Here is a 26,822-nt window from a genome sequence, read left to right as displayed (position 1 = left end):
CGACCCACCGACACACCGACCGCCGGGGAGGCCGTCCGGCGGCAGCCTGTGCGCCGCGCCGCGCCGCGCCGCGCCGCCGGGTCCGGGCTCCGACCCGCGCCCGCGGCGTCAGCGCCGGTGCGCGGCGACGTTCAGCACGTTCCCGTCGGGTGCGCGCACGAAGAACCGCCGCACGCCCCACGCCTCGGTCGTGAGCGGGTGCACGATCTCGTACCCCCGCGCCCGCGCCTCGTCGTACGCCGCGTCGACGTCGTCCACGAGCACCGACGCGACCGCGTCCTGCGGCGCGGATCCGTCGCGGGTCACCACCTGGAGCTCGGCACCCGCGGTCGCGCCGTCCTCCGCCGCCGAAGCGACGTACCGGGTGACCCACCCCAGGCCCAGGTCCTCGTGGCTCAGGCCCAGGTAGCCGGCGTAGAAGTCCGCGGTCGCGCCGACGTCGGGCACATGGAGGTTGGGGATGATGCGGTGCACGCGCACGGGTCCTCCTCGAAGGGTTCGCGGCCGGGCCCGGCGGCGTGCCGGGCCCGGCCGTCGCTCAGTCGTCGCGGTCCCAGGGGGCCGTCTCGTCGAGCTTCGCGTAGTACTTCGCGAGGTGGCTCTTCACGCGGTCGACGTCCTTGGCGGGCAGGTCGACGCCGCCGCGCGAGCCCTGCATGACGGCCGCCGCGGCGAACACCCCGCGCGGGACCGCCACGAGCTTCCCGTTGACGACGTCCGCGACCAGCAGCTTGTACGAGCCGAAGTTCTCCTTCGCGTCGGCGTCGTACCAGACGTGCGCGTCGCGGTACCGCTCGTTGGGCTCGTCGTCGGCCTTCGCCCACGCGCGCACCCGCTTCTCGGCCGCCGCGCCGTCCCACTCCCGGTCGCGGTCGGCGAGCGGCAGGTCCCCGAACGCGGTCACCGCCACGGCTCAGCCCTCCGACGGCGCCGCGGCGCGCAGGCGGTCGAGCAGCGGGCCGGCGGCGGTGTCGAGGAACTCCTGCTGCTTCTCGTCGCCGACCTGCACGAGTGCGATGTCGGTGAAGCCGGCCTCCCAGTAGGCCGAGACCGCCTCGACGATCTTGTCGAGGTCGGGGCCGCACGGGATCTGCTCGGCGACGTCGTCGGGCCGCACGAACTGGCTCGCGGCGTCGAACGCCTCGGTCGTCGGCAGGTCGGCGTTGACCTTCCAGCCGCCCGCGAACCAGCGGAACTGCTGGTGCGCCCGGGCGACCGCGGCGTCCTCGTCGGTGTCCCAGCTGATCGGGATCTGGCCGATCTTGCGCGGCTTCGGCTCGCCCGGCTCGACGGGGCCGTGCGCCTCGTCCCACGCGTCGAACGCCTCGGCGTCCGGCTCGACCGCGATGAGGTGGTCGGCGAGCGGCGCGAAGCGGGAGATCGACTGCGCACCGGACACCGCGATGCCGATCTCGACGGGCCGCTCGGGCAGGTCCCAGATCTTCGCGGAGTCGACCCGGAAGTGGTCGCCCTCGTACGTCAGGCGCTCGCCCGCGAGCAGCTCGCGGATGATCTCGACGGCCTCCTCGAGCATGTCGTGGCGCTCGCCGACCGCGGGCCAGCGCTGCCCGGCGACGTGCTCGTTGAGGTTCTCCCCCGCGCCGAGCCCGAGCGTGAACCGCTCGTCCGACAGCACCGCGAGCGTCGCGGCCTTCTGCGCGACGACCGCGGGGTGGTACCGGACCGTCGGGCAGGTCACGTACGTCATGAGGTCGACCGTCTCGGTCGCCTGCGCGACGGCCCCGAGCACCGTCCACGCGAACGGCGCGTGCCCCTGCTCGTCGAGCCACGGGAAGAAGTGGTCGCTCGACACCTCGAAGTCGAACCCCAGGCGCTCCGCCGCGACGGCGTAGCGCACGAGGTCCTTGGGGCCGGACTGCTCGGTCATGAGGGTGTACCCGAATCGCGTCATGCGTCCACCGTGGCACCGGCCCCGGAGGGTCGCATCCGGACCTGCGCAGCCGCGTCGGGCATCGGGCGTCCGGCGTCGAGGTCGGCAGCAGTGCCGCGCCCCCGCCTCGCTCCGGGGTCCCGCCGGTCGGTCGGCCGCTCGCTCAGACGGCCCACGCCGGCGCGACCACCCGAACCGGCTCGCCGGTCAGCGCCGACTCCTCGATCGCGAGCCCGATGCGGTGGTCGTGGCTGCCGTCCGCGAGCGGGTACGGCGCCGGGCCCTCGCCGCGCACCCAGTCGGCCGACCCCGCGAGCAGCCCGGCGACGGCGAGGTCGTCGTCGGCCAGGCGCGCCCCGACGAACGGGTTCCGGTAGAGCACCTCGCCGTCGAGGCTCACGTGGTCGAGGTCGAAGCCGTCCATGTCCTGCTCGATCCCGTACTGCCGCCGCACGAGCCGCGACCCGACGACCGTGCGCGGGTCGGTCCAGCGCACGAGCCGGTCGTCGACGAGCTCGCCCGCGGAGCCCCGCAGCACGAGGCGGTCCGCGCGCAGCGGGTTGTGCCACTGGTTGTCGGTGAAGTCGTACAGCGCGCTGCCGTGCTCCCCGAAGTCCAGCGTCGCGAGCACGGTGCGGGCGTCGCGCGGCTCGGTCGCGCCCGTCCAACCGGCGCGGTTCATGGGGTCGAGCAGCGGCGCGGTGAACGCCTGGGCGCGCACGGTCACGTCCGCCAGACCGGTGCCGAGCAGGTGCCGGACGAGGCCGGCCGCGTGGTGCCGGTGCGTCGAGGAGACCTGCACCGACGTGACCTCCCCGAGCAGCCCGCGCCGGGCGAGCGCCGCGCGCGCGACGTGCATCGGCAGGAACGGGCTGTGCTCGGCGACCTGGACGAGGCCCGACGCGCCGACGTCGCGCCACAGGGCGTCGAGCGCGTCGGCGTCGGGCGCGGGCGGCGTCTCGGTGAGCACCGGCACGCCCGCGGCGACGAGCTCCCGGATCACCCCCGGCGTGACGTCCCACGGCGTGCTGACGACGACGAGGTCGGGGCGCGCACCCGCGTCCCCGCGCACGAGCCCGGCGACCGTGCGGACCGTCGGCACGCCCCAGTCCCGCTCGACCTCGGCGCCCCGCTCGGCGGTCCGCGTCACGACCCCCGCGACGGCGAACCGCTCGGGCACCTGCCGCGCGATGCGCGCGAAGAACGCGGCCCGCCAGCCGCTGCCGACAACGCCGAACCGGAACGGGACCCCCTGCGCACCCATGCGCCGACGCTAGCCCGGGGGGGGCCGCACCGGGCTCGACGGGTCGTGGTCAGACGAAGATGCAGAACGGGTGCCCGGCCGGGTCGGCGTACACGCGCAGCGGCTCGTCGGGATCGTCCCGGCGGTCGAGCAGCAGCCGACCGCCGAGCAGCAGGACGCGCTCGTGCTGCGCGTCGAGCTCCTCGGGCGTCTCGACCGTCATGTCGAGGTGCAGCTGCTGCGGCCGCGGACCCTCGGGCCAGGTGGCCTCGGGCAGCTCGTCGACCTGCTGGAACGCGAGCCCGACGCCCGCCTCGCTGCGCAGCACCAACCAGTCCGCACGGTCCGGCTCGCCCGGCGGCGGTGGCTCGTCCCCCGATCGGTACCCCCAGCCCAGCAGCTCGCGGTAGAACTCCGCGAGCCCGCGGACGTCGGTGGTGTCGAGGACGACCTGACGGACCCTCGGCCTGCTCTCGGCCACGCTCATGCGGCACACCTCCTCGGGCCCATCGTGGCGGCGGGCGGACCCTCGTGCACCCGGGCGCCGAGGGCTCCGCCCTCTCGGGCTGGGGTGCGCGCGCGTGCCGGACGCCGGACGCCGGCCCCTGGCGACGGGAGCGTCGGGGTACCGGCCGCCGGGTCCGGAGGCAGCGGGCTCACCCGGGTGAAAGGCCCTCCCCGCCGTACCCGCGGCGCCGGCCGCGTCGATGGCCCGGACAGCGCGTCCCCCACCCGTCCGGTGTGACCTGCGGGCGCCGGACTCGGGAGGTCCCATGAGCACGCTGACCCTTGCCGCCGTGATCGCGAAGATCGGTGGCCTCGGAGTGCCCGGCAAGGCGGCCCTCGGCCTCGCCGTCGCCGGTGCCGCCGTCGCCGGTGCGGTGCCCGTGGCGCACGCGGTCGCGGGCCCGGTCGACAGCGCCGTCGTGCAGCCCGCGACGAGCGAGCCGACCGCGACCCCCGAGCCCGTCGCGACGGTCACCCCGGAGCCCGCCGCGACCGCCACGCCCGAGCCGGTCGCGACCGTGACGCGGGAGCCCACGGCCGTCCCCGTCGAGCCCGCACCGGAGCCAACGGCGGTCCCCGTCGAGCCGACGCCCGAGCCGGCCGTCCCCGGTCCCGACCACGAGCTCCCGGCGTCCGCCGCGTTCGGTCAGTCGGTGGCCGCGGACGCACGCGACGGCGGGGTCGTCGGCCCCGAGGTGGCGGAGCGGGCGCACGAGCGCAACGCGCAGCGCAAGGCCGCCACCGCCGAGGCACCCGCCGCGCCGGCGCAGCCGTCGACCGGCACCCCGGCGGCGAAGGGCGGCAGCCGCGCCGCGAAGGCGCCCGCCAAGCCCTGACCTGCAGGCTCGCCGTCGAGCACGACGAGTGGCCGGGCGGGCACGCGTGGGGGGTGCCCGCCCGGCGGTCCGGATGCGCCGGACCGCCGGACCGCCGGGCAGCTGCACGCCTGCTCAGCGCGTGGCCCGGCGCCCGGCCCCGCTCAGCGCGTCGGCTCGACCGCCGCGCGCAGGCCGTCGACGAGCGGCGTCGTCGGGCGTCCCGTGAGCCGGGAGAGGTCCCCCGTGACGTCGGCGAGCGCGCCGTCGCGGATGTTGCCGTCGAGCGCGACGACGAACCCCGCGGTGCCCTCGTCGAGCCCGGCGGTCGTCAGGACCGCGAGGTGCTCCTCGGGGCTCACGGGCCGGTAGACGACCTCGCGCCCGAGCACCTCGCCGATCGCGGCGGCGAGCTCGTGGTGCGTCCACGCGGTGTCGCCGCCGAGCTCGTAGACCTTGCCCCCGTGCCCCGGGGTCGTGAGGACGGCGGCGGCTGCGGCGGCGAAGTCGGCCCGCGTGGCGCTCGCGACCCGGCCGTCCCCGGCGCTCGCGACGAGCTCGCCCGTGGCCCGCGCCTGCTCGAGCGTCGCGACGTAGTTCTCGGTGTACCAGTTGTTGCGCAGGACCGTCGTCGTCAGGCCGGACGCCGCGAGGAGCTCCTCGGTCGCCTTGTGCTCGGGCGCGAGGACGAGGTCGGAGGTCGTCGCGCGCGGAGCGCTGGTGTAGACGAGGTGCCCGACGCCGGCCGCCTTCGCCGCCTCGATCGCGTTGCCGTGCTGCGTCACGCGCTGCCCGACCTCGTTGCCGGACACCAGCAGCACCGCGCCGGCCCCCTCGAACGCCGCGCGCAGCGACTCCGGGTCGGCGTAGTCGGACGCGACGACCCGCACGCCCTGGGCGGCGAGGTCCGCGATCGCCTCGACGCGCCGCCCGGTCGCCACGACGTCGGCCGCGGGGACCCCGCGGGCGAGCAGCTCGGTGACGACGAGACGGCCGAGGTGGCCGGTTGCTCCGGTGACGACGACGGACATGGGTGCTCCTCCGGGTGGTGCGTGGGGGCCGCTCGTGCGGCACCGGCACAACGGCGCACGGCGCGCGCTGCTTCCCGGAATCGATGATGAACGTTCAACTTTTCTTCGAGCGCGCGAGCACGTGAGCGGTGGGCAGCCGTCGTCGCCCGCCTCCGGCGACGAGCAGCGCGGGAGTCTCGAGGACGACGCCGCCCGCGTGCCAGGCTGGCGCCGTGACCCAGCAGCCCTCCCCCACGTCCCCGCACGAGCGCCCCGAGCCCGAGATCGCCGAGCTGACCCGCCTGATCCGCGAGTTCGTCGACGAGCGGGAGTGGGCGCCGTTCCAGGACCCCAAGTCCCTCGCCCTGGCGCTCGTCGGGGAGGTCGGCGAGCTCGCCGAGCTGCTGCAGTGGGTCCCGGCCGACGGCGCGGTCGAGCGGTTCGCGGACCCGGCGCGCCGGCAGCGCATCGGCGAGGAGCTCTCGGACGTGCTGGTCTACCTGCTGCGGCTCGCGGACGTGCTCGGCGTCGACCTGGGCCCGGCGGCGCGCGACAAGCTCGCGGGCTCGCACCGCCGGTTCGTGGCCGACGAGTGGCGCGGCCGCATCCCCGAGAAGTCCTGACCGCGCACCGGGCGCCCGGCGCGGCCCGGCGGGCGCCCGGCGCGGCTCACTCCCAGCCGAGCCGCCAGCACAGCTCCCCGGCGCGCCACAGGTTCGTGCGCCGCTGGAGCTCCTGCGGCATGCCGAGCGCGTCGTCGACCCCGTACCGCTCGCGCGCCGTGTCCCACAGGGCGGTGCACTCGCACGGCCCGTCGTGCGGCCACTCGGGCACCTGGAGCTCGGGCAGCGCGTACAGGAAGGCCCCCTCGGCGACGACCCGCTCGCCCGCGCCGCGCGGCCCGACGGCGTACCCGTAGACCTCGACGACCCCCGGGTGCGCGACGGCGGCACGCAGCAGCGACCCGAGCGTCGGGCCGTCGCCCTGCCGGACGGCCAGCTGCGGCTCGTCGAGCAGCGTCAGCAGGTGCGCCGCGACGTCGGCGCCGAGGCCCGCGAAGCGCACGAACCCGTCGTCGCCGTTGACCTCGTGGACCGTGCGCGTCGACCCGTACGGGCGGTAGTCGTGGTACGCGTACGGCACGTGCACGGACGTCGTGTACGGCGCGAGGGCGGTCGCGGCCGCCGCCGTCCAGCCCCGCGGGCCCAGCGTCCCGCCCGGCCGCCGCCGCACCCCCCGGGACCCGTCGAGCTGCGCCTCCCACCACGCGGCCACGTCGACGGTCTCCACCTGCTCCAGCACCACGGCACACCCCTCCCCTTGCCTCGGACACCCACGTGGAGCGCCGTCCCCACCTGCAGATACACCGGCGTCCACCCGGTGATACGGCACCGCGTCGCCCTCGCTCTGGGCCCTGCGTCCCAGACCACCACATGACCCGCTCGTTACCGTGGAAACAGGTCCTCCCGAATCCTTCAGGTGGCCCGCCCACCACCCGATAAGGACCCCGCAGGACATCGACACGTCCTGGACCGCAGGGGGAAGGCACTCACGTGAACCGTCGCTACCACCGCCCGCCGACCTGGCCGCCGGCTCCCGAGGGCTGGACGCCGCCCAAGGGCTGGATCCCGGACCCGGGCTGGCCGCGCGCGCCCCGCGGGTGGGTCTTCTGGACCGACGAGCCCGAGGTCGAGGTGCCGAACACGATCGCGGGCTTCTTCACGATCCCGACGCAGCGCCGCGCCGTCGAGGAGTGGGCCTGGCAGGACGTCCGCTCGCGCGTCTGACGCCGCCCGGCACCCCCGACACCCCGCACAGCACCGAGACACCCCTGGGACCCACGTCCTGGGGGTGTCTTGCGTCGGTGGCTAGCCTGGTCGCAGGTCGACCTCCGGAACGGGGAGCTCGCATGGGCACGGCAACGACGCCGAGGATCCGCAACGTGGTGCTGCTCGGCCACAGCGGCGCAGGGAAGACGACGCTCGTCGAGGCGCTGCTGCACCGGGCCGGGGCGATCCCCCGGCCGGGCCGCGTCGAGGACGGGTCCACGGTCTGCGACCACGAGCCCGAGGAGGTCAGGCGGGGCATCTCGCTGTCCCTCGCGGTCGCGCCGTTCGAGTGGGCCGCGCCCGACGGGCAGACGTACAAGGTCAACCTGCTCGACACCCCCGGCTACGCGGACTTCGTGGGCGCGGTCGACGCCGGCGTCCAGGTCGCCGACCTCGCGGTGATCGTGGTCAGCGCGGTCGACGGGGTCGAGGTCGGCACCGAGCACGCGTGGCAGCGCTGCGTCGCCGCGGGGCTCCCGCGCCTGGTGTTCGTGACCAAGGAGGACCGCCCGCGCGCCGACTTCCACCGCGTCCTGGACCAGCTCCGGGGCACGTTCGGCGCCGGGATCGTGCCGCTCGAGCTGCCGCTCGGCGAGGAGGACGCGTTCCACGGCGTCGCGGACGTGCTGTCCGACGAGGGCCTCGCGTACGACCCGGACGGGCGCCACCACGCGTGCCCGGTGCCCGACGACGTCGCCGCCGAGGAGCACCGCCTGCACGACGAGGTCGCCGAGGAGATCGTCAGCGGCGACGACGAGCAGCTCGAGCGCTACCTCGCCGGGGAGGTGCCGACCGGCGAGGAGCTGGGCCGCACGCTCGCGCACGAGGTCCGCGACGGGCTCGAGGTCCCCGTGCTCGTCGGCTCGGGGATCACGGGCGTCGCCGTCGACCGCCTCGCCGACTACCTGTGCACGCTCGGCCCGTCGCCCGCGGACCGCCCGCGCACGGTCCTCGTCGGCGGCACCGAGGTCACGGTCGACGCCGACCCCGCCGGCGACCCCCTCGCGTTCGTGTTCCGGACGCTCGCCGACCCGTTCGTCGGGCAGGTGTCCCTGCTCAAGGTGCTCTCCGGGACCGTGCGCGGGGAGGACCACCTCGTGAACACCACGACGGGCGCCGACGAGCGGCTGCACGGGCTGTTCACGCTGCGCGGCAAGGAGCACGTGCCGGTGACCGAGGTCGTCGCGGGCGACGTCGTCGCGGTCGCGAAGCTCCAGGCGTCGCCGACCGGGACGGCGCTGGGCTCGCGCACCACGCCCGTGCGGGTCCCCGGGCCGCCCGAGCGCCCGGCGCCGTTCGCGCTCGCGCTGCGCCCGGTCACCCAGGCCGACGACGACAAGCTCTCCGGCGCGCTCGCCCGGCTCGTCGGCGAGGACCCGACGCTGCGGGTGGACCGAACGGGGGGCTCGGGCGGCGGGCGGCAGGGCCAGACCGTGCTGCGCGGCATCGGCGACACCCACCTCGCCGTCGCGCTCGAGCGGCTCGCCCGCAAGTTCGGGGTGCACGTCGAGGCCGAGGACGTGCGCGTCGGGTACCGCGAGACGATCGCGCGCGAGGTCCGCGTCGAGGGCAAGGTCAAGAAGCAGTCGGGCGGGCACGGGCAGTTCGCCGTCGTGCAGCTGACCGTCTCGCCGGCGCCGCGCGGGTCCGGGTTCCAGTTCGTCGACTCGGTCGTCGGCGGCGCGATCCCGCGCGGGTACCTCCCCGCGGTCGAGCGCGGGCTGACCGAGGCCATGTCCGCCGGCGGGCCGCACGGCTACCCCGTCGTCGACCTGCGCGTCGAGGTCACGGACGGCAAGTACCACTCGGTCGACTCCTCGGACATGGCGTTCCGCACCGCCGCGGGCCACGGCCTGCGCGAGGCCCTCACGACGGCCGGGTCGGTCGTGCTCGAGCCCGTCTCGGCGGTCACCGTGACCGTCCCGGCGGCGTCGCAGGGCGACGTGCTCGGGGACCTCTCGGCGCGCCGCGGGCGCATCGTCGCGACGACCGCGCTCGACGACGGCCGGCACGAGATCCGGGCGCTCGTCCCCGAGGCGGAGCTCGCGCGGTACGTCCTGGAGCTGCGCTCGCTCACGGGCGGGCGCGGGCAGTTCGTCGCGGAGCACGACCACGACGACGTGGTGCCCGCTCACCTCGTCGACCGCCTCGCGGCCGGTGGCGGGGGCTCGCTGGCCCACGTGTCGCGGGCGCGCTGACGCCGACGCCGCGTCACCGCGGTGTCGACGAGCGCCGCGAGCACGGCACCGACCGCGTACGACGCGAGGTCCGGCGCGTGGAACGTCGTGCCCAGCACCCAGCGCGCGGGCTCCCACAGCCCGACGACCGCCGCCGGGAGCGCGGTGAGCTGCGCGGTCTCGACCGCGGCGCTGAGCGCCCACGCGGCCGCCGCGACCACCCAGGGCCGGGCGCGCACCGCGAGCACCCCGACCAGCGCGTAGACGAGCACCGCGTAGAGCGCGTCGCCCGCGGGCCCGGAGACCGCGCCCAGCACCCCGGCCGACCCGGCGGACCGCACCGCGAGCCCCGCCGCGACCGTCACGAGCGCGGCGACGGCGAGGGCGGGTCGGCGGCGCACCCCGCCAGCATGGCGACGCGCGGGCGCGCACCGGGACGGATCCACGGAACCTCCACGAGTCCCACGTGGACGCGCACGTCACGTGGCAGGCTTCTGCCCTCAGCCCGTCATCGAGGAGCATCGTGAGCGCACAGGACCTGACCGGCATCGAGCGGTTCGCCGTCGAGCAGAAGGTCACCATGATGGTCAACCGCTACGTCGTGCGGGCGCTCGGCCCGAACGACGAGCCCGGCCCCGTGCTCGCCGTCGCGCAGCAGAAGCGCATGGCGTTCAAGGAGCAGGTCACCTTCTACACCGACGAGTCGCGCACCACGCCGGTCTTCGGGTTCAAGGCCCGCCAGCGCATGGACCTCGGCGCGACGTACGACGTGACCGACGCGACCGGCCTGCCCATCGGCTCGTTCCGGAAGGACTTCGGCAAGTCGCTGCTGCGCTCGACGTGGCACCTCGAGTCGCGCGGCGTGACCGCCGTCGGGCAGGAGCGCAACGCGAACATCGCGATCCTGCGCCGTGTGTGGGAGGTCATCCCGATCCTCGGGGACATCCCGGTGCCGTTCGTCTTCCACTTCGACTTCACCGACCCGAACGGGCACGTCGTGATGACGTCGGAGCGCCGCATGTCGCTGCGCGACCGGTACACGATCAGCGTGCCCGGCGGGCGTCTCGACGGCCGGGTCGCCGCCGCGATGGCCGTCGCGCTCGACGTGCTGCAGTCGCGCTGACGGCCCCCGCGCCCGCGATTCACCCCGCCGCACCCGTCGCCGGCCCGCCCCGTGCGTCATCAGCCCGGCCGCCGCGCCGATGAGCACGGTGGGCCCACGACGGGCCCGGCGCCGTCCCCCGGGGACGCCGTCGACATCAGCGACTCCCGGGCGTGCGGCGCACGCGGCACGTGGGGGCACGTGAGGGCAGGCAGGGTCCGGTGAGCGGCATGGACGCAGGGCACGACGCGCAGGAGCGGACGGGCCGGCTGGCACGGCGGTTCGACCGCCGGCGGCGGGACCACGGCGCCACGCCCCCCGACGGCACGAGCCGGGCGGTGGCCGACGCGCTGGCCGACGCCCTCGCGCGCGCCGACCGCGGCGACGGCGACGGCCGCAGCGACCGCACCCGCGGCGGCGACCGGCCCGTCGGGCGCTCCCGTGCGCGCGGACCGCGACCCGACCCCCGCGCGCACCGGACGGTCGACGGCCTGCGCGCGCACGGCTGGACCTCGCTGCACGACCTGCACTGGCCCGGTCGCCCCGGCGTGCTGCTCGACGAGATCGTGATCGGTCCCGGCGGGGTCGTCGTGGTCGACGGCTCGCGGTGGTCCGCCGACCTGACCGTGACCGCGGGCCTCCCGCACCAGGGCGGCCGGGTCCACGACCGGGAGCTGCACGCGCTCGTCGACGCCGTCGCGGCGGTGACCGCGCTCGTCGGCCCGGCGCACCGCAGCGCGGTGACGGCGGTCGTGTGCCCGCCCGGCGCCGCCGGGCCCGTGCGCACGTCGGCCGGGCTGCTCGTCGTCGGCCGCGAGCGCCTAGGGGCGCACCTCGCGGGGCTGCCGGTGCGGCTCAGCCCGTACGACGTCGCGGACCTGGGCCGTCGCCTCTCGCGCGAGCTCGGCGGGCGGGTGGGTCCCGACCTGCTCACGACCGCCGCGCTCGACCAGCCGGACCCCGCCGCGAGCTCCGTGCGGCCGGGCACCCGCGGGTCGCGGGCCCGGGTGGCCGCCCGGACAGAGGCCGTGACCGCACCGACCCGCACCGGCCTGCGCCGGGCCGTCCGCCGCGCCGACCTCGTCGCGCTCGCGCTGCTCGCCGCGGTGGTCGTCACGCTCGGCGTCGACCCGGCGTCCCTCGCGACCGCCGGCTCGGCCGTCGGGGAGTTCGTCGCCTCGTGGGTCGTCCCCGAGACGCTGCTCCCGGGCGCGATCCCCGACACGGGCGTGCCGCTCCCGGGCGGCGCGGGACCGGTCGCGACGAGCTGACCCGGCCCCCTCGGGGCCTCGCGGCCCTCGACCGGGGTGCGCCCGGCTCCGGTGGCGCGCCCGCGCGTCCGTCCCGCCCGAGGCGCGGCTCCGGTCCGGACCAGTGCCCCTACCTCGCGCGAGGGAGGCGCCGGGGCGGCCCGCGCTGCCAGACTCGTCCGCATGGGGCTGCGCGCAGGCACGGGCAGGCTCGTCCGCCCGCTGACCAGCGGCGAGACGGTCCGCTCGGGCGTCTTCCTGGTGATCGGCGGCGTCGTCGCGACGGCGTACCTCGTGCTCGTCGTCGGCTTCGTGCAGATGCTGCGGACGCCCGGGACCCCGACCGCCGTCGGGGTCGTGCTCGCCGGGGTGACCGCCGTGATCGCGTCGACCCCGCCGTTCCTCGCACCGGTCCGCACGCTCGAGGTGCACGCGACGCGCACGTTCCTCGGGGTGGACGTCCCGGTGCCGGTGGCGGAGCCCGACGCGGCGACGCGCTGGCGGGGCGCGCTCTGGTACGGCGTCCACCTCGTCGCGGGCGCGGCGGTCCTGACGGCCGTGCTGATCACCGTCCCGGTCACCGCACAGCTCGTGCTCTCGGCGCTCGGCGTCGACGGCCTGACCGGGGCCGACGGGCTGCCGCGCCTGACCGTGATGCCGACGGCCGGCGGCGCGCTCGACCGCGTGCTGTGGGCCGCCCTGGCCGTCGCCCTGCCCGTGGTGCTCGCCCACCTCGTCACGCTGTGCGCGTGGGGCCTGCGGCTGCTCGCCCCCGCGCTCCTCGGGCCCTCGGCCGACGAGCGCGTCGCGGAGCTCGAGCGCGCCGCGACCCGGCTCGCCGAGCGCAACCGCCTCGCCCGCGAGCTGCACGACAGCGTCGGCCACGCCCTCACCGTCACGACGCTGCAGGCCGCCGCCGCAGCGCGGACCCTCGACCGCGACCCCGAGGCCGCCCGCCGGTCGCTGCACGCGATCGAGCTGGCCGGCCGCGCGGCGATGGCCGACCTCGACCACGTGCTCGGGTTGCTGCGCGAGCCGGCCGACGCCGCAGCCTCCCGGGCGCCCGTGCCGGACCTGGGCGCGCTCGACCGGCTCGTCGCCGAGACGCGCGAGGCCGGCGCGGAGGTGGTGCTGCACGTCGACGGCGACGTCACCGCGGTCGGCGGGGCGACGTCGCGCGAGGCGTACCGGATCGTGCAGGAGTCGCTGACGAACGCGCTGCGGCACGCGGCCGGGCAGCGGGTCGCGGTCGAGGTGCGGGTCGGTGCCGGGGAGGTCGAGGTGGAGGTCAGGAACCCGGCGGGCGGGGATGTGCGAGGGCGGGGGCCGGGGGTGGCCGACGCGCAGGCGCACGGCCGAGCCGCACCCGCGGACGACCTGGGTCGCGTCGTCGGGTCGGGTCAAGGGCTCGTCGGGATGGCGGAGCGGGTCCGGGTGCTCCGCGGTGCGCTCGACGTCGGCGAGCGCGACGGCGCGTGGACCGTGCGCGCGACGCTGCCCCGGGACCGCGCGTGAACGGCATGGACGGGCTCGGGACTGAGGACGGCGCGGTGCTGCGGGTCGTCGTGGTCGACGACGAGCCGCTCGTGCGCGCCGGGCTGCGCGTGATCGTCGACGCGGAGCCCGACATGACGGTCGTCGGGGAGGCGGGCGACGGCGTCGACGTCCCCGGCCTCGTCGCCCGCACGCACCCCGACGTCGTGCTCATGGACGTGCGGATGCCGGCCGTCGACGGCATCGCGGCGACCCGGGCGCTCGTCGACCGCCCGGGCGCACCGCGCGTCATCGTCGTGACGACGTTCGAGAACGACGACCACGTGCTCGACGCGCTGCGCGCCGGGGCCAGCGGGTTCGTGCTCAAGCGCACGCCGCCCGAGGAGATCGTCGAGGCGGTCCGCGTCGTCGTGCGCGGGGACCGGGTGCTGTTCCCCGCGGCGGTGCGCCGCCTCGCGTCGGTCCGCGCGCCCGCGGGCGACGAGCTGCGCCGCGCCGGGCTGACCGAGCGCGAGGCCGAGGTGCTGCGCCTCATGGCGACCGGGCTGTCCAACGCCGAGATCGCCGCGCGCCTGTACCTCGGCGTCGAGACGGTCAAGACGCACGTCGGCGCGGTCCTCGCGAAGACCGGCGCACGCGACCGGACGCAGGCGGTGATCGCGGCGTACGAGACGGGCTTCGTGCGGCCGACGGGCTGAGGCCTCGACCGCCCAGCCGCACGCCGGGCGGTCAGAGCGTGAGCCGGACCGTGCCGGTGCTGCCGTCGCGGTAGGTGATCTCGACGTCGACGCCGGCCCCGTCCTCCATCTCGGCGCCGGGCACCCAGAACGCGAAGTGCCCCTCGGCGACGGTCGCGGCGACGTCACCGTGCGTCGCGCTCCGGTAGAGCACACCGACGACGTCCGACCCGACGGTGCCGGCCGCGAGCGAGAGCTCACCGGCGGCGGTCGCGCCCGTGCCCAGCGACGTCGCGACGACCTCGCGCGGACCAGGAGCCGCGACATCGGCCCGTCCGACCGAGCCGATCATGCCGCTCGAGAGCAGCGCCGAGTCGTCGGTCACGCACAGCGCCGAGAACCCGTCCGTACCGGCGAGGACCACCGTCGTCCACTCGCCCCGGCGCTCCGCGACGACCCCACGCGCGACGGCGAGGTCGTCGGCGTAGTCCTCGCCCGCGGACGTGTGGCTCGCCCGGCACGCGTCGACCGCTCCCGGTCGCTGCTCCGCGGGCACCGTGCCCGGCGCGGCCGTCCACGTCGCGAAGGCGGTGTCCCCGCCCGTGACCGACGGCAGGACGACGACCCCGGCCGCGGCAACCGACACGGCCCCGACAACGAGGACGACGCGCCGGACGGCCCGCGCCGCACCGGCAGGACGCGGCGGGTCGCTGAGGATCGCGCCCGAGGGGTCGGAGGCCAGGATCGCGCGCAGGTCGGCCTGGGCGCGAGGACTCGTGGGGTCGACGGCGCGGTCGGCACGGTCGAGCGAGCGGAGCGCGGTGTCGAGGTCGAGGCGGTTCATGGGGTGGTCCTCCCGGTGAGGCCGGCCGGCGTCGTCGCCCGCTGCGGCTCGTGGTCGAGGTTCTGGCGGAGCACCCGGCGAGCGCGGCTGAGCCGCAGCCGGAAGGCGACCGGGGTGATGCCGAGCACGGCAGCCGCCTGGGGGCCGGTCACCCCGTCGAGCACCGCGAGCGCGAGCACCTCCTGGTGCGCGTCGGGCAGCGCGGCCCATGCCCGGCTCAGGTCAAGCCGGTCGACGACGCCGTCGGCGGGCGCGTCACTCACGTCGTGCGGCCCGGCGCTCGCGAGCCGGACCCCCAGCGCTCGGCGCCTGTGCTCGCCCCGGTCCGCGTTGAGCAGGACGTGCCGCGCGACGCCGAACACCCACGCCCGGGCGTCGTCCTGATCGCGCGGCAGCTCGTCGAGGCGGCGCCAGACGACGAGGAACGCCTCGGCCACCACGTCCTCCGCGTGCTCTGCGCGCGCCCGGCGCTGCACGAACCGGAGGAGGTCCGGGTAGACCGCCTCGTACAGCGCGGTGAAGGTGCGTTCCCGGTCAGGACCGCGCGGCGTGCGTCTCATACCCGTACCTGTCCGCCACCCGCACCAGTGTGTCGCGCGGGGTCGCACGGCCGCGAGCACTGGGGGACGAGGGCTCTCCTCGAGGGCGACGCCCGCTGCCGCGATCATGCCGCGGGCGCGAACGGCCGGACCAGAGCGGTCGACCGCGAGCGCGCGCTCACCCGGCTCCCCCGCACGAGGGACCCGGACCGCCTCCGTGGGGGATCACCGTGCCGCCACCGCTCACAAGGGTGGAGTCATGGACCTCCACGAGACGCACCGCCCCGACCCGACCACCGCCCGGCACACCGCCGGCCCGACCACCGCCGCCCAGCCCGTCTCCGCCTCGACCCCCGCAGCCGCCACCACCCTCGGCACGACCGCCGCCACGCACCGCGCCACCGACCCCGCTCCACCCCCGGACCCCCGCCCGCCACGGCACGTCCGCGTCGTGCCCGCGCTCGCCGCCGTGTGGTGGGGCGTCGCCGCGCTGGTCGCGCTCACCGTCACCCTCCTCGGCCGCACGCTCCCCGTCGGCGACGCGTCACGGGACGCGGTCGGCACCCTGCTGCACGACGTCCCTGGGACGACGCTCAGCCCGCTCGTCACGCTCCTCGCCCTCGTCGGCGCGACGCTCGCGGTCGTCATGCTGCGGACACGCCGCTCCGCGGTCGCGGCCCGAGGACGCGCCGCCGCGACCGTCGTCGCGGCCGTGACGGTCGCCGGGGCGGTGGCCCTGACCGACGCCTCGATCCTCGCGCGGCTCGGCTACCTGCCGCTGCTCGTCGTCCGGGCGCCGTTCGACGCGCAGTTCCGGGACGCGTTCGCCGGCTACGTCACCCCGGGCGTCGTCCTGCAGTACCTCGCCCTCGGCGGCGCGATCCTGCTCACGTGGGCGACCGTGCTGTTCGCCCGCCGGGCCCGCGGCGCCTGCGAGGTGTGCGGGCGCACGCTCGACCACCCCGAGCCCGCGTGGCGGACCCCGACGCGCGCTGCCGTGTGGGGCCGGCGCTGGGCCGTCGTCGCGGCCGTGATCCCCGCGCTCTACGCCGCGACCCGGCTCGCGTGGGTGGCCGGCTACCCGTTCGGGATGCAGCCGGACGACTACGACGCGATGGTGGCCGACGGCATGCTCGCCGCGGCGTTCGGGCTCGCGGCGTTCGCGCTCGTCGGCTCGGTGCTCACGCTCGGGCTGTTCCAGCGCTGGGGCGAGGTGTTCCCGCGGTGGATGGTCGGGCTCGCCGGCCGACGGGTGCCGATCATGCTGGCCGTGGTGCCCGCGACGCTCGTGGCCGCGGCAGTCGTCCCCGCGAGCCTCACGCTGCTGGCCATCGGGCCGGAGCAGCTCCGCGCCGAGGCCGACGAGAACTGGGGGGCGCTCGCCCCGATGCTGCTGTGGCCGCTGTGGGGTCCGGCGCTCGGCGCCGCGACGTACGCGTACTACCTGCGTCGTCGTCCCGCGTGCCGGACCTGCGGGCTCGGCTGACCCGACCACCTGGCCCGGCTGCGCGGACGACCCGCGCGGCCGGGCCTCTGCGTGCGTCGGGCGCGAGGCGGACGCGGATCAGCCCACGCAACCCGAGACGATGCCCGCGACGCCGGGCACGAGGCAGACGCCGGCGGGGACGTCGCGGGCACCCCGTCGTGCGCGTGCGCCGGTCGGGTGAAATCCTCACGCCGACCGCCGCAGCCCGTCGCGCCGGGCATGCTGGTCCGGTGCTCGCCGACTTCGACCCCGTGCTGGCCTCGGCACGCCGGGGGTCGCCCGAGGCGTTCCAGGCGCTCTACGCCGACCTCGTGCGCCCGGTCGCCGCATACCTGCGCGGCAAGGGCGTCCCGGACGTCGAGGACCTGACCAGCGAGGTCTTCCTCGCGGTGTTCACCGGGCTCGAGCGCTTCTCGGGCGGCCAGGCGGAGTTCCGCTCGTGGGTGTTCACCATCGCGCACCGCCGGGTCGTCGACCACTGGCGCCGCGCGTCGCGCACCCCCGGCACGGCCGAGTACGACGCCGACGACGACACGCGCACCGCGCCGTCGGCCGAGGACGAGGCGCTCGTCGACCTCGGTTCCGCGCGCGTGCACGAGCTGCTCGCGGGGCTCACGCCCGACCAGCGCGACGTGCTGCTCCTGCGCGTCGTCGCCGACCTCACCGTCGAGCAGGCCGCGGAGGTCGTCGGCAAGCCGGCCGGCGCGGTCAAGGCGCTCCAGCGGCGGGGGCTCGCGGCGCTGCGCAGGCTCGTCGAGGCGGAGGGCGTACCCCTGTGAGGCCCTTCGACGATGACGCTCGTGTGAGGGCGTGCGCGGACGACGCGGTGCTGTCCGGGGCGGGTGACACCGAACCGGCGCTGCACGCGTTGATCGCCGAGCTCCGTGCGACGGCCGACGCTCCGGCGCCGGCACCGACCACCGCCCTCGCCACGCTCCTGCGGACGGGCCGCCCCCCTGTGCCCGCCGCGGTGCCGACTGCGTCGCGGTTCCCCCTGCGCGTACGGGCACGACGGGTCGTGGCGAGGGCGGCGGCTCTCGGTGTCGCGGGCAAGCTCGCGCTCGGCACCGGGGTCGCGTTCGCGTCCGTGGGTGCCGTCGCGACCGTCGAGGCCGTGCCCGACTCCCTCCAGAACCCCGCGAGCGCCGTCGTCGTCGAGCTGGTCGACGCGCTGACGCTGGGCACCGTCGAGCTCACGCCGCACGGCTCGCGCCCCGCGGGCGCCTTGCTGGGCGGACCGGTCGCTCCCGGCGGCGTCGTCCCGACCGTGCCCGACGCCCTCGCGGCGAGGCACGGGTCGCCGGCGGACGGCCGGGCGGGCTCGGGCGTGGGTTCCGCCGCCGGGGAGCGCGTGCGGTCGGCAGACCCGTCGACGGCCGCGCCCGGCCAGCGCGTGACGCCGCCGTCGGACCGCGGGAACGGGGTCCCGCCCCTCACCGTGCCCGGCAACGGGCTCCCGGGCGGGAGCCTGCCCGCCGAGGGCCTCCCCTCCGCGGTCGTCCCCGGCAACGGGCTCCCCGCGGGATCCGTCCCCGGCAAGGGGCTCCCCGCCGGGGCCGTGCCCAGCAACGGCCTGCCCTCGGGAACCGTCCCGGGCAACGGAACGCCGGCGTGGGCGCTGCCCGGCAACGGCGCCGCGCCGGTCACCGTCCCGCCCGTCCCCGTGGCGGGGCCGCCCGCGCACGCACCCGGCTCGGACGTCGCCGTCCCCGGCGTGGGGGCCGGTGCCGGCGCCCCTCCCGCCGTCGGCGCTGACCCGGGGACACCCGGAGCGGGTGCCGGCGCCGGACCCGGGGGCGGCTCCTCGCCGTCCGACGCGGCGCCGGGACGTGGGCGCGGACCCGCCGCTCCCTGACCGGACGGGCACGGCGCCCACGAGGACGGGCGACGCCCCCGGTCGCGCCTGGCGTCCCGCACGCGCCGGACCCGAGTCCCTGACCAGCCCGTCGACCCCTCGACGACCGGCACGGCCCGCGCTGAGAAAAAACTTCCGGCGACCCGTACCCCTGCGCGGACGTCCGGCGATGGCAGGGGTAGGGGGCGGCACGGTGCACCCCCGACGACGAGGAGCGAGGTGCGCCGGTGACGAGCAGACCCACGAGACCGCGACCCCGGCACCGCTCCGCACGACGCCCGGCCGGGTCCGCTCGCTGACACCCCCGGCTGGTCGGACGACGCCCCGCGATCCCTTCGGTCGTGGGGCGTCACCGTGCCCGGCCGACCCGCGCCCGCCGCGTGAGCCCTCCCGGGCTCAGTCGTGCGACACCTGGATGTACATCCACGACGACCTGCCCACGGTGCCTGAGTCCTCCATCGGCACGGTGCCCGTGGCGGTGGCCGGCGCGGAGAGTGCCGTCAACCGGTTCGTGTACCGGAAGGAGCCCGGGAGGTTGACGCTCGTGACCCAGGTGCTCTTCGTCGGCTTGGCGGTGGCGGTCCACGTGTTGTCGACGAGGATCTCGCCCGCCGGTTCGCCCGTGTAGAGGTCGGTGAGGGGGATCGTCGCGACGACGTGACCGCTGGACAGGTTGCCCCGGAGCGTGAAGGTGGTCGGGGTGGCCGAGCCCAGCACTCCGCTCCCCTCGCCGGTGCAGCGGTTGTAGCTCTCGTTGGCGTACCACGTGGTGGTCTCGTCGCTGGCGGCACCCACGAAGGTGGTGGTGCAGCCGTCGTCCGTGCTGGTCCAGCCGTCGAGGAACAGACCGCGGAAGCTCTGGTGGTAGACGTCGGTCGCCGCCTGCGCGCCCGACGGCGCGAGCACGAGCGAGACCGCGAGCGGGCACACCGCGAGGGCGACCCCGAGGCGACGGCGCGCTCGTGACGGCCTGCGTGCGGCCGGCGTCGGCTCCCCGGCTGCCGTCCCGTGGCGCGGCGCCCCGGGTGCGATCGTGCGTGTGGACATGGTGGTGCCTCCTGTACGCCCGCCGGTGCGGACAGGGACCACGCTCCTCCGCCGCGCGACGGACGTGACCGTCGCCCGCGATGTCTGCATCGAAGGGCCGAGTTCGCGCTCCTGGACCCGCCGCGGGACCGTCAGGCGTTCAGCGGCCCCATGTCCGCGTACCGGTCGCCCACCGCGGCGCCGGGCGGCAGCGCGGCGCCGAGCTCGGCGAGGTCCTCGGGCGACAGGCGCACCGCGTCGGCGCCGGCGTTCTCCTCGAGGTAGCGCACGCGCCGGGTCCCGGGGATGGGCACCACGTCGTCGCCCTGCGCGAGCACCCACGCGAGCGCGAGCTGGCCGGGCGTGACGCCGACCCGCTCGGCGACGGCCCGCACGACCTCGACGAGCCGGAGGTTCTGCGCGAGGGCGTCGTCGGCGAAGCGCGGCGTCGTGCGGCGGTAGTCGCCCTCGGCGAGGTCCGCCGTGGAGCGGATCGAGCCGGTGAGGAACCCGCGGCCGAGCGGCGAGTACGGGACGAGGCCGATGCCGAGCTCGCGCAGCGTCGGCAGGATCTCGGCCTCGACGTCGCGCGACCACAGCGAGTACTCGGTCTGCAGCGCGGTGATCGGGTGCACCGCGTGCGCGCGGCGGATCGTCGGGACGGCGGCCTCCGAGAGCCCGAGGTGGCGCACCTTGCCCGCGGCGACGAGCTCGGCCATGGCGCCCGCGGTCTCCTCGATGGGGACGGTCTTGTCGACGCGGTGCTGGTACCAGAGGTCGAGGTGGTCGACGCCGAGGCGCTGCAGGCTCGCGTCGGCGCAGCGGCGGACGTACTCGGGGCGGCCGTTGATGCCGAGCCGCGCACCGGACTCGTCGCGCTCGTTGCCGAACTTCGTCGCGACGACGACCTCGTCGCGGCGGCCCGCGATCGCCCGGCCGACCAGCCGCTCGTTGGTGAACGGCCCGTACATGTCGGCGGTGTCGATCAGCGTCACGCCGAGGTCGAGCGCCCGCCGGATCGTCGCGATCGACTCCTCGTCCGTCGTGGGGTTGGTCGCGCTGTAGTACTCGGACATCCCCATGCAGCCGAGGCCGAGCGAGCCGACGGTGAGGGCGGTGCCGTGCGCGGCCGAGCCGAGGGTGCGGGTGCTGATCGTCATGCGTCCGAGCATGCGCCCCCGCGCCGTGACCCTTCAACCGACCTCGGGCCCCGCCGGGACGCCGGGCACCCTCAGCGCCTCGAGGCGCACCCGCCCGGCGTGTCCGCAGCCCGCGCACGCCCGTTGTGGGCCATATGTGGCATCTTGCGCGCGTGCACCCGACCCGCCCGATCCTTCCCGAGCAGCGCCGCCGCCTCCCCCGCGCCGTGTGGGTGCTCGTCCTCGTCGGCGCCGTGGCGCTCGGCGTCGGGCTGCCCGCGTGGACCGAGGCCGCCGACGCCGCGCGCTACCCGGTCACCGCGGAGGACCTGGCCGCCGGGCGGGCGGCGCTCGACGCGCTCGCGGTCAAGGGCCGCGCGCCGAAGACCGGCTACGACCGCGACGAGTTCGGGCAGGCGTGGGCCGACGTCGACCGCAACGGCTGCGACACGCGCAACGACATCCTGCGGCGCGACCTGACCGCGCTGACGTTCAAGCCCGGCACGCGCGACTGCGTCGTCCTGCGCGGGACGCTCGCCGACCCCTACGGCGGCGAGGTCATCGAGTTCGAGCGCGGCCCCCGCAGCTCCGAGGTGCAGATCGACCACGTCGTCGCGCTCAACGACGCGTGGCAGAAGGGCGCCCAGCAGTGGACGCCCGAGGTCCGCGAGGCCTTCGCGAACGACCCCGCGAACCTGCTCGCGGTCGACGGGCCGCTCAACCAGAAGAAGGGCGCGAGCGACGCCGCGACGTGGCTTCCGCCGCGCTCGGGCTACCGGTGCGTCTACGTGCTGCGGCAGATCCGCGTCAAGGCCGCCTACGGGCTGTGGGTCACGGCCGCGGAGCACGACGCGATGGACCGCCAGCTCGACCGCTGCCGCGTCGCACCCGCGGCGGGGTCGACGCTCACGCCGGGCGGCTGACTCCGGGCGCGTCGGCGGCGTGTGGCACCCTGACCGCATGCCGCACCTGGAGACGTTCGACGGCCGGTTGGAGCGCGACGGGGACTACGAGGGGCTGTCGTTCGACGGCCTCGACCTCAGCGGCGACGACGCCGAGGGCGCGCGGTTCATGGACTGCGAGCTCACGGGCTGCGACCTCGACGGCGTGCGGCTCGAGGACGCCGAGATCCTCGACACGACGCTCACGACGGTGCGGGCCGGGACGCTCGACGCCCCCGACGCGACGTGGCGCGACGTCGCGATCGGCGACTGCCGGCTCGGCGCCGTCCAGGCGTACGGCGGGCAGCTCACGCGCGTGACGATCCGCGGCGGCAAGGTCGACTACCTCAACCTGCGCGACGCGCGCCTCGATCAGGTCCGGATCGAGGACTGCGTGCTCGGCGACCTCGACCTCGCCGGGGCCCGCGTGCACGGGCTCGTGCTGGACCGCTGCCGCGTCGGGCGGCTCGACGTCACGCGCGCGCAGCTCAAGGACGTCGACCTGCGCGGTGCCGAGCTCGCGGGGCTCGACGGCGTCGCCGGGCTCGCGGGCGCGACGATCAGCTCGGCACAGCTCCTCGAGCTCGCGGGCGCGCTCGCACGGCACCTGAAGATCACCGTCGACTGACCCCACGGCGCCCACCGCCCCCCGGCGGCGCTCGGCGGTCAGACGTCAGAGGTCAGAGACCCCAGGTCCCAGGCCAGACGTCAGAGGTCAGAGGTCAGAGGTCCCAGCGCAGCAGGCGACCGGGTGCACCCGTGAACGCGAGGCCCGACAGCGTGCCGCCGGTGCGCAGCACCACGGTGTACTGCTCACCCCCGTCGACGGGCTCCGGGCTCGCCTCGCAGCTGCCGTCGCACTCGCACGCGGTCTCCCCGGTGTAGGCGGCGCCGGCCACGTTGAGCGCGGCCCACGCGTCCTGCGGGACGACCCCGACCCGGTCCGGCACGCCCCGGGCGACCACGGTGACGCGCGTGACCGGCCCGCTGAACAGGACGTCCGAGAACCGCGGCGTCCACCAGCGCCCGTCGCAGTCCCACACGGGCTCGACGCGGACGACGGTCAGCGCGGCACGCGGCCCGAGCTCGGGGACGTCGACCCGCTCGCCGACGACGAGCCCCGCGGTCGTCGTGCCCCCACTCGGCGCGGTGAGGGGCTCCGCCGGCTGCCACGACCACGTCACCGCGGCCGCGACGAGCGCCACGACGGCGAGGGCAGCCCGTGACGAGACCGGCCGCCCGCCCCGCTCGTCGGGCCACCGGTCGAACAGCCGCTCCCGCACCGGGCGGGTTCCGTCGCTCATCCCCCGATCCTGCCCGACGCGACGCGCCCCCCGGGCGTCACCCGACGAGCACCCGACCCCCGGCGGGCCGTCTCCTCCGGGGGTCGGGGTCCTGTGGTGGGGGTGGGTCAGCAGCCGATCCGGCTCGAGGAGACCGCGACGTCGTCGTACCAGAGCGTGTCGCTGCCGTCGCCGTAGCTCTCCCAGCCGAGCCGCAGGTCGGTGAGCACGGGCGCCCAGCCGGCGCGCGAGCCCCACTGGCCGTCGACGTCGCGCGTCGGGGTGCCGTCGTTGACGAGGCCGGTCACGAGCGTGCCGTCGAGCCACGTCGAGAGCCGCCCGTCCCGGCCGACCGAGTACTCGACGCACGACCACGTGTTGGTCGGCAGCGGCTTGCTCAGCGAGACGCCCGTCGGGCTCTGCTCCGGGAGGGTCGCGTCGTCGGACTCCCGGTTCCACTGCAGCGCGCCGTTCTGGCCGCCCATGCGCAGGTCCTTGCCGCCGTCGGCGCTGTCCCGCATCGCGAGGAACGTCGTGTGCGCGGCGGGCAGCGGGGTCGTGTGGCGGACGTAGAACCGCACGAACGCCGTCGGTCCCGTGCCGGTCAGCGCGCCGGCGGCCTGGGCGAACACGTGGTTGCAGTAGCCGGCGACGCCGTTGACGCGCAGGGACCGCGAGCCGGAGTGCGCGACGGCGGTGTCCACGCTCACCGTGCCGGTGCCCGAGCAGTTCGGGGAGCCGACCGTCCAGGCGCCCGACGGCGCGGTGCCGGCCTGGGTCTCGAAGCCGTCGCAGAACGACGCGGAGCCGCACTGGGGGTCCGGTCCGGTCGTCGGGGTCGGCGTGGGCGTCGGGGTCGGGCTGACCGTCGGGGTCGGCGTGACCGTCGGGGTCGGCTCGGCGGTGGGCGTGGGCGTCGGGGTGGGCGTCGGCCAGAGCGTCGGCGTCGGGCTCGGCGTCGTGGGCACGGTCGGCGTAGGCGTCGGCGTCTGGCCGTTGCACGCGACGCCGTTGACCGCGAAGTCCGTCGGGGAGGTGTTTCTCGACCCGAACGTGCCCTGCAGCCCGAACTCGGCGGACGACCCCGCGGCGAGGTTCCCGTTCCACGAGGCGTTCGTCGCGGTGACGCTCGAGCCGCTCTGCGTCACGCTCGCGTTCCACGCACCCGAGATCTTCTGGTCGCCCGGCCACGTCCACGTGACGCGCCAGCCGCTCACGGCGTCACCCGGCGTCACGCGGACGCTCGTCGTGAAGCCGCCCGGCCACGAGTTCGGCTGGTAGGTCACGGTGCACGCGGCGGCGGCCTGCGCGGAGACGGCGAGCCCGGCCGCGGTCACGGCGCCGACCGCGAGCGCGGCCAGGCCGGCGACGAGCCGGGACGTGCGGTGTCGGAGCGTGGTCCTCATGCGGTGACGTCCTCTCGGGTGGCCATCGACGCGCCCCCTGCTGAGCGCGATGACGTCGCCGGGGCGCACGTCGGGCCGTGGTCGGGCGGGCAGGGTCGTGACCTGCGGTGACGGGAGCCCGGGGTGGCGGGCAGCACGCGGGCCACGGCGTCGTGGGGTGCGTGTGCGTTCGGACGCTAGCGGCGGGCCGCGGGCCTCGCACCGCTCCAATCGTTTAGGGCTGCGCCGCCCGGGCGCTCAGGGCCGCGCCCCCGGGCGTTCGGGGGCGCGCTGCCCGGGCCGCTCGCTAGGCGGTGAGCTCCTCGCGCAGGCGCGGCTCGGTGCGGCGCGCGGGCACGACGCCGGACTTGTCGGCGTAGAAGGCCCGGACCCGGTCCATGTCCGCGCGGACGTCCCCGGTCATCGTCATCGTCAGGCCCAGGCCCGACGTGCGGGTCGGGCGGTCGACGTAGCCGAGCGTCACGGGCAGCCCGGCTTCGCGCGCGATCCGGTAGAAGCCCGACTTCCAGTACTCGGCCTTGCTGCGCGTGCCCTCGGGGGTGATCACGAGGTAGAACCGCTCGCCCGCGCGCACGCGGGCCACGAGGTCGTCGACGAGCCCGGCCGGGTTGCTGCGGTCGACCGGGATACCGCCGAGCGCGCGCATCAGCGGACCGAACGGCGCCTTGAACAGCGACCGCTTGCCGAGGTACCGGATGTGCAGGCCCTGCGACCAGCAGATCGCGAGCATGAACAGGAAGTCCCAGTTCGAGGTGTGCGGCGCCCCGATGAGGATGCCGGCGCCGTCGGCTGGGACGTGCTCGGTGCGGAGCCGGTAGCGGCTCACGGCCCAGAACGTGCTGGCCAGGGCGCGACGGATCCTCATGCGGCGAGGGTACGAGGCCCGCGCCGGTGCCGCCGAACGCGGGCCGCTGGTTCACCCCGGCGCGCGCCCGGCAGACTGGCCGCGTGACGAGCCGCGACGCCACCTCCGCGCACGCGCAGGCCGGGCACCGGGTCCGGTTCGACTGGGCGCTCGACGGCGCGCTCGCGGTGGCGGCGGGGGCGGACGTCGCGGTCGTCGTCGACGTGCTCTCCTTCACGACCGCGGTGGGCGTCGCGCTCGACGCGGGCACCGAGGTGCTCCCCTACCGCTGGGCCGACCCGACGGCGGCAGCCTTCGCGGAGCGGCACGACGCGGTGCTCGCGCTCCCCCGGTCCGTCGCCGGGCCGGACGACCTGTCCCTGTCGCCGGCGAGCATCCGCGCGGCGTCGGGCGCCCGCGCGGCGTCACGAGTGCCCGCGGCGTCGGGCGCCCGCGCGGCGTCGGGCGTCGGCACGGCGTCGGGCGTCCGCCGGCTCGTGCTGCCCTCGCCCAACGGGTCGACGATCTGCTGGCACCTCGCGGAGCGGCTCGGCGTGCCGACGGTGCTCGCGGCGTCGCTGCGGAACGCGGCGGCGGTGGCCCGGTGGGTCGCGGACCGGCCCGACGCTGCGGGGCTCACCGTCGCGGTCGTCGCGGCCGGCGAGCGGTGGCCCGGCGGAGGGCTGCGGCCTGCGGTCGAGGACGCGTGGGGCGCGGCGGCGGTGCTGCGCGGTCTGGCGGACGCGCTCGGCGACGAGGCCCTGTCCCCCGAGGCGCGGTCGGCCGCGGCGCTGGCCCCGCCCGGCGACGTGACCGCGGCGCTGGCCGCGTGCGCGAGCGGGGGCGAGCTCGCCGCGGACGGCTACGCCGAGGACGTGCGGATCGCGGCCGAGGTCGACGCGAGCCGGGTCGTGCCCGGGCTCGTCGACGGGCGCTTCGTCGACGTCGCCCGACCCTGACCGAGGCCGATCGCGTGCGACGGGTCGCTCAGGAGCCGGTCAGCGGCCGGATCGTCACGCCCGGGAGGGGGTCCTCGACGCGCGCGGCGGACAGCCCGAGCTGCCCGGGACCGCCGTCGGTCCCCACCGTCGTGTACTCGAACGCGGACGCGCCGGGCCGGACGTCCTGCGCGACGACGCGGAACTCCTCGCCCCCGACCCAGATCGTCACGGCCGTCGTGTCCTGCGGGACCCAGCCCCAGCCGGCGAGCTCCTCGACGGTCACACCGTCGACGGACCCGGCGTCGAGCCCGTACGACCGGAGCGCCATCGCGAGGTTCCGCACGCTCGACTGCGTGACCGCGTCGTACGCCGGGGCGGCGACGCGCAGCGGCAGCTCGGCGAGCTCGGGGCGGGCGACCCCGACACCGCCGACGAGCACCACGAGGCTCAGCAGCATCGTGCGTCCGTGCATGGTCACCCCCTCGCGGTCGGTGGCGCGACGAGCGCGCCGGTGGATCCCGAC

30 protein-coding genes are annotated in these 26,822 nt (G+C 76.6%); 14 read left to right on the top strand and 16 right to left on the bottom strand.

What is annotated here, in order from left to right:
- Positions 1-108 precede the first annotated feature (108 nt).
- The 5 genes from CCE01nite_RS07585 to CCE01nite_RS07565 all read right to left on the bottom strand — a co-directional run bounded on the left by CCE01nite_RS07585 (position 109) and on the right by CCE01nite_RS07565 (position 3,621).
- A complete protein-coding gene (locus CCE01nite_RS07585; RefSeq protein WP_034632434.1) occupies positions 109-480 on the bottom strand; it encodes a VOC family protein in 372 nt (123 codons plus the stop codon).
- Positions 481-538: 58 nt separating this feature from the next.
- Positions 539-910 (bottom strand): hypothetical protein, encoded by a 372-nt coding sequence (locus CCE01nite_RS07580; RefSeq protein WP_034632438.1) that lies wholly within the window; start codon positions 908-910, stop codon positions 539-541.
- 3 nt (positions 911-913) lie between these two features.
- Entirely contained in the window at positions 914-1,912 is a 999-nt protein-coding gene (locus tag CCE01nite_RS07575) for a TIGR03557 family F420-dependent LLM class oxidoreductase (RefSeq protein ID WP_034632441.1), read from the bottom strand.
- 142 nt (positions 1,913-2,054) lie between these two features.
- Complete coding sequence (locus CCE01nite_RS07570; RefSeq protein ID WP_034632444.1) at positions 2,055-3,155, bottom strand: Gfo/Idh/MocA family protein; 1,101 nt, start codon at positions 3,153-3,155, stop codon at positions 2,055-2,057.
- Positions 3,156-3,204: 49 nt separating this feature from the next.
- On the bottom strand, positions 3,205-3,621 hold the full coding sequence (locus CCE01nite_RS07565; protein WP_034632448.1) for a VOC family protein: 417 nt from the start codon (positions 3,619-3,621) through the stop codon (positions 3,205-3,207).
- A gap of 286 nt (positions 3,622-3,907) precedes the next feature.
- On the opposite strand from CCE01nite_RS07565, the gene CCE01nite_RS07560 reads away from it, so the two are divergent.
- Positions 3,908-4,477 (top strand): hypothetical protein, encoded by a 570-nt coding sequence (locus CCE01nite_RS07560; protein WP_141372143.1) that lies wholly within the window; start codon positions 3,908-3,910, stop codon positions 4,475-4,477.
- 143 nt (positions 4,478-4,620) lie between these two features.
- Here the strand turns inward: CCE01nite_RS07560 and CCE01nite_RS07555 are convergent, their stop codons facing one another.
- Complete coding sequence (locus CCE01nite_RS07555) at positions 4,621-5,487, bottom strand: SDR family oxidoreductase (RefSeq protein ID WP_141372142.1); 867 nt, start codon at positions 5,485-5,487, stop codon at positions 4,621-4,623.
- Between the two features lie 212 nt (positions 5,488-5,699).
- Between CCE01nite_RS07555 and CCE01nite_RS07550 the strand changes: the two genes are divergently transcribed.
- Positions 5,700-6,089: a nucleotide pyrophosphohydrolase gene (locus tag CCE01nite_RS07550; RefSeq protein ID WP_218026455.1), complete on the top strand. Its 390-nt coding sequence runs from the start codon at positions 5,700-5,702 to the stop codon at positions 6,087-6,089.
- Between the two features lie 46 nt (positions 6,090-6,135).
- On the opposite strand, the gene CCE01nite_RS07545 is transcribed toward CCE01nite_RS07550, so the two are convergent.
- Complete coding sequence (locus CCE01nite_RS07545; RefSeq protein ID WP_141372141.1) at positions 6,136-6,768, bottom strand: hypothetical protein; 633 nt, start codon at positions 6,766-6,768, stop codon at positions 6,136-6,138.
- A 251-nt stretch (positions 6,769-7,019) separates the two neighbouring features.
- Between CCE01nite_RS07545 and CCE01nite_RS07540 the strand changes: the two genes are divergently transcribed.
- Complete coding sequence (locus tag CCE01nite_RS07540) at positions 7,020-7,253, top strand: hypothetical protein (RefSeq protein ID WP_141372140.1); 234 nt, start codon at positions 7,020-7,022, stop codon at positions 7,251-7,253.
- 122 nt (positions 7,254-7,375) lie between these two features.
- Positions 7,376-9,493, top strand: coding sequence for an elongation factor G (locus CCE01nite_RS07535; RefSeq protein ID WP_141372139.1), 2,118 nt, complete (start codon positions 7,376-7,378; stop codon positions 9,491-9,493).
- Here CCE01nite_RS07535 and CCE01nite_RS07530 read toward each other — a convergent pair.
- Complete coding sequence (locus CCE01nite_RS07530) at positions 9,427-9,873, bottom strand: ribosomal maturation YjgA family protein (protein WP_218026454.1); 447 nt, start codon at positions 9,871-9,873, stop codon at positions 9,427-9,429. The genes CCE01nite_RS07535 and CCE01nite_RS07530 overlap by 67 nt on opposite strands.
- Before the next feature lie 122 nt (positions 9,874-9,995).
- Between CCE01nite_RS07530 and CCE01nite_RS07525 the strand changes: the two genes are divergently transcribed.
- From CCE01nite_RS07525 to CCE01nite_RS07510, 4 genes are all read left to right on the top strand, one after another.
- Positions 9,996-10,595, top strand: a complete 600-nt coding sequence (locus CCE01nite_RS07525) for an LURP-one-related family protein (RefSeq protein WP_246056365.1) — start codon at positions 9,996-9,998, stop codon at positions 10,593-10,595.
- Between the two features lie 209 nt (positions 10,596-10,804).
- A complete protein-coding gene (locus tag CCE01nite_RS07520) occupies positions 10,805-11,845 on the top strand; it encodes a hypothetical protein (protein ID WP_141372137.1) in 1,041 nt (346 codons plus the stop codon).
- Positions 11,846-12,007: 162 nt separating this feature from the next.
- A complete protein-coding gene (locus CCE01nite_RS07515; RefSeq protein ID WP_034633517.1) occupies positions 12,008-13,339 on the top strand; it encodes a sensor histidine kinase in 1,332 nt (443 codons plus the stop codon).
- Between the two features lie 5 nt (positions 13,340-13,344).
- Complete coding sequence (locus CCE01nite_RS07510) at positions 13,345-14,016, top strand: response regulator (RefSeq protein WP_034633544.1); 672 nt, start codon at positions 13,345-13,347, stop codon at positions 14,014-14,016.
- A gap of 31 nt (positions 14,017-14,047) precedes the next feature.
- Here the strand turns inward: CCE01nite_RS07510 and CCE01nite_RS07505 are convergent, their stop codons facing one another.
- Complete coding sequence (locus CCE01nite_RS07505) at positions 14,048-14,839, bottom strand: hypothetical protein (RefSeq protein ID WP_034633520.1); 792 nt, start codon at positions 14,837-14,839, stop codon at positions 14,048-14,050.
- Positions 14,836-15,399 carry an RNA polymerase sigma factor gene (locus CCE01nite_RS07500; protein ID WP_034633524.1) on the bottom strand — a complete coding sequence of 188 codons (564 nt, stop codon included), beginning with the start codon at positions 15,397-15,399 and terminating at the stop codon, positions 14,836-14,838. The genes CCE01nite_RS07505 and CCE01nite_RS07500 overlap by 4 nt, the downstream gene beginning before the upstream one ends.
- A 238-nt stretch (positions 15,400-15,637) precedes the next feature.
- Between CCE01nite_RS07500 and CCE01nite_RS07495 the strand changes: the two genes are divergently transcribed.
- The 3 genes from CCE01nite_RS07495 (at position 15,638) to CCE01nite_RS07485 (ending at position 18,719) form a co-directional block, all read left to right on the top strand.
- A complete protein-coding gene (locus CCE01nite_RS07495) occupies positions 15,638-16,864 on the top strand; it encodes a hypothetical protein (protein WP_052104364.1) in 1,227 nt (408 codons plus the stop codon).
- A gap of 230 nt (positions 16,865-17,094) precedes the next feature.
- On the top strand, positions 17,095-17,643 hold the full coding sequence (locus CCE01nite_RS07490) for an RNA polymerase sigma factor (protein ID WP_052104365.1): 549 nt from the start codon (positions 17,095-17,097) through the stop codon (positions 17,641-17,643).
- Between the two features lie 239 nt (positions 17,644-17,882).
- The gene (locus CCE01nite_RS07485) at positions 17,883-18,719 is read left to right on the top strand and encodes a hypothetical protein (RefSeq protein WP_141372136.1); all 837 of its coding nucleotides are present in this window, start codon (positions 17,883-17,885) and stop codon (positions 18,717-18,719) included.
- 396 nt (positions 18,720-19,115) lie between these two features.
- Here the strand turns inward: CCE01nite_RS07485 and CCE01nite_RS07480 are convergent, their stop codons facing one another.
- Entirely contained in the window at positions 19,116-19,766 is a 651-nt protein-coding gene (locus CCE01nite_RS07480) for a hypothetical protein (RefSeq protein ID WP_141372135.1), read from the bottom strand.
- Positions 19,767-19,897: 131 nt separating this feature from the next.
- The gene (locus tag CCE01nite_RS07475) at positions 19,898-20,899 is read right to left on the bottom strand and encodes an aldo/keto reductase (RefSeq protein ID WP_371861023.1); all 1,002 of its coding nucleotides are present in this window, start codon (positions 20,897-20,899) and stop codon (positions 19,898-19,900) included.
- Between the two features lie 158 nt (positions 20,900-21,057).
- Between CCE01nite_RS07475 and CCE01nite_RS07470 the strand changes: the two genes are divergently transcribed.
- Positions 21,058-21,807, top strand: a complete 750-nt coding sequence (locus CCE01nite_RS07470) for an HNH endonuclease family protein (protein WP_246056364.1) — start codon at positions 21,058-21,060, stop codon at positions 21,805-21,807.
- A 37-nt stretch (positions 21,808-21,844) separates the two neighbouring features.
- A complete protein-coding gene (locus CCE01nite_RS07465; RefSeq protein WP_034633537.1) occupies positions 21,845-22,453 on the top strand; it encodes a pentapeptide repeat-containing protein in 609 nt (202 codons plus the stop codon).
- 94 nt (positions 22,454-22,547) lie between these two features.
- On the opposite strand, the gene CCE01nite_RS07460 is transcribed toward CCE01nite_RS07465, so the two are convergent.
- The 3 genes from CCE01nite_RS07460 to CCE01nite_RS07450 form a co-directional block, all read right to left on the bottom strand.
- Positions 22,548-23,129 (bottom strand): hypothetical protein, encoded by a 582-nt coding sequence (locus tag CCE01nite_RS07460; protein ID WP_034633540.1) that lies wholly within the window; start codon positions 23,127-23,129, stop codon positions 22,548-22,550.
- 107 nt (positions 23,130-23,236) lie between these two features.
- Positions 23,237-24,514, bottom strand: coding sequence for a cellulose-binding domain-containing protein (locus CCE01nite_RS07455; RefSeq protein ID WP_052104367.1), 1,278 nt, complete (start codon positions 24,512-24,514; stop codon positions 23,237-23,239).
- Between the two features lie 286 nt (positions 24,515-24,800).
- Positions 24,801-25,379 carry a 1-acyl-sn-glycerol-3-phosphate acyltransferase gene (locus CCE01nite_RS07450; RefSeq protein ID WP_084142880.1) on the bottom strand — a complete coding sequence of 193 codons (579 nt, stop codon included), beginning with the start codon at positions 25,377-25,379 and terminating at the stop codon, positions 24,801-24,803.
- Between the two features lie 83 nt (positions 25,380-25,462).
- On the opposite strand from CCE01nite_RS07450, the gene CCE01nite_RS07445 reads away from it, so the two are divergent.
- A complete protein-coding gene (locus CCE01nite_RS07445; RefSeq protein WP_141372134.1) occupies positions 25,463-26,317 on the top strand; it encodes a 2-phosphosulfolactate phosphatase in 855 nt (284 codons plus the stop codon).
- Between the two features lie 28 nt (positions 26,318-26,345).
- On the opposite strand, the gene CCE01nite_RS07440 is transcribed toward CCE01nite_RS07445, so the two are convergent.
- On the bottom strand, positions 26,346-26,771 hold the full coding sequence (locus tag CCE01nite_RS07440; protein ID WP_141372133.1) for a hypothetical protein: 426 nt from the start codon (positions 26,769-26,771) through the stop codon (positions 26,346-26,348).
- Positions 26,772-26,822 lie beyond the last annotated feature (51 nt).

This window comes from Cellulomonas cellasea (genome assembly GCF_006538745.1).
In the GTDB taxonomy this organism is placed as follows: Bacteria; Actinomycetota; Actinomycetes; order Actinomycetales; family Cellulomonadaceae; genus Cellulomonas_A; species Cellulomonas_A cellasea.
The sequence above is the reverse complement of the archived record's forward strand: the minus strand, read 5'-3'. Positions and strand labels throughout refer to the sequence as shown.

What these genes read in the sequence shown, in the direction of transcription:
- CCE01nite_RS07575 (WP_034632441.1), bottom strand. Translation starts at nt 1,912, where the DNA reads ATGACGCGATTCGGGTACACCCTCATGACCGAGCAGTCCGGCCCCAAG.
- CCE01nite_RS07570 (WP_034632444.1), bottom strand. Translation starts at nt 3,155, where the DNA reads ATGGGTGCGCAGGGGGTCCCGTTCCGGTTCGGCGTTGTCGGCAGCGGC.
- CCE01nite_RS07565 (WP_034632448.1), bottom strand. Translation starts at nt 3,621, where the DNA reads ATGAGCGTGGCCGAGAGCAGGCCGAGGGTCCGTCAGGTCGTCCTCGAC.
- CCE01nite_RS07560 (WP_141372143.1), top strand. Translation starts at nt 3,908, where the DNA reads ATGAGCACGCTGACCCTTGCCGCCGTGATCGCGAAGATCGGTGGCCTC.
- CCE01nite_RS07555 (WP_141372142.1), bottom strand. Translation starts at nt 5,487, where the DNA reads ATGTCCGTCGTCGTCACCGGAGCAACCGGCCACCTCGGCCGTCTCGTC.
- CCE01nite_RS07535 (WP_141372139.1), top strand. Translation starts at nt 7,376, where the DNA reads ATGGGCACGGCAACGACGCCGAGGATCCGCAACGTGGTGCTGCTCGGC.
- CCE01nite_RS07520 (WP_141372137.1), top strand. Translation starts at nt 10,805, where the DNA reads ATGGACGCAGGGCACGACGCGCAGGAGCGGACGGGCCGGCTGGCACGG.
- CCE01nite_RS07515 (WP_034633517.1), top strand. Translation starts at nt 12,008, where the DNA reads ATGGGGCTGCGCGCAGGCACGGGCAGGCTCGTCCGCCCGCTGACCAGC.
- CCE01nite_RS07510 (WP_034633544.1), top strand. Translation starts at nt 13,345, where the DNA reads ATGGACGGGCTCGGGACTGAGGACGGCGCGGTGCTGCGGGTCGTCGTG.
- CCE01nite_RS07505 (WP_034633520.1), bottom strand. Translation starts at nt 14,839, where the DNA reads ATGAACCGCCTCGACCTCGACACCGCGCTCCGCTCGCTCGACCGTGCC.
- CCE01nite_RS07500 (WP_034633524.1), bottom strand. Translation starts at nt 15,399, where the DNA reads ATGAGACGCACGCCGCGCGGTCCTGACCGGGAACGCACCTTCACCGCG.
- CCE01nite_RS07495 (WP_052104364.1), top strand. Translation starts at nt 15,638, where the DNA reads ATGGACCTCCACGAGACGCACCGCCCCGACCCGACCACCGCCCGGCAC.
- CCE01nite_RS07480 (WP_141372135.1), bottom strand. Translation starts at nt 19,766, where the DNA reads ATGTCCACACGCACGATCGCACCCGGGGCGCCGCGCCACGGGACGGCA.
- CCE01nite_RS07465 (WP_034633537.1), top strand. Translation starts at nt 21,845, where the DNA reads ATGCCGCACCTGGAGACGTTCGACGGCCGGTTGGAGCGCGACGGGGAC.
- CCE01nite_RS07460 (WP_034633540.1), bottom strand. Translation starts at nt 23,129, where the DNA reads ATGAGCGACGGAACCCGCCCGGTGCGGGAGCGGCTGTTCGACCGGTGG.
- CCE01nite_RS07455 (WP_052104367.1), bottom strand. Translation starts at nt 24,514, where the DNA reads ATGAGGACCACGCTCCGACACCGCACGTCCCGGCTCGTCGCCGGCCTG.
- CCE01nite_RS07450 (WP_084142880.1), bottom strand. Translation starts at nt 25,379, where the DNA reads ATGAGGATCCGTCGCGCCCTGGCCAGCACGTTCTGGGCCGTGAGCCGC.
- CCE01nite_RS07440 (WP_141372133.1), bottom strand. Translation starts at nt 26,771, where the DNA reads ATGCACGGACGCACGATGCTGCTGAGCCTCGTGGTGCTCGTCGGCGGT.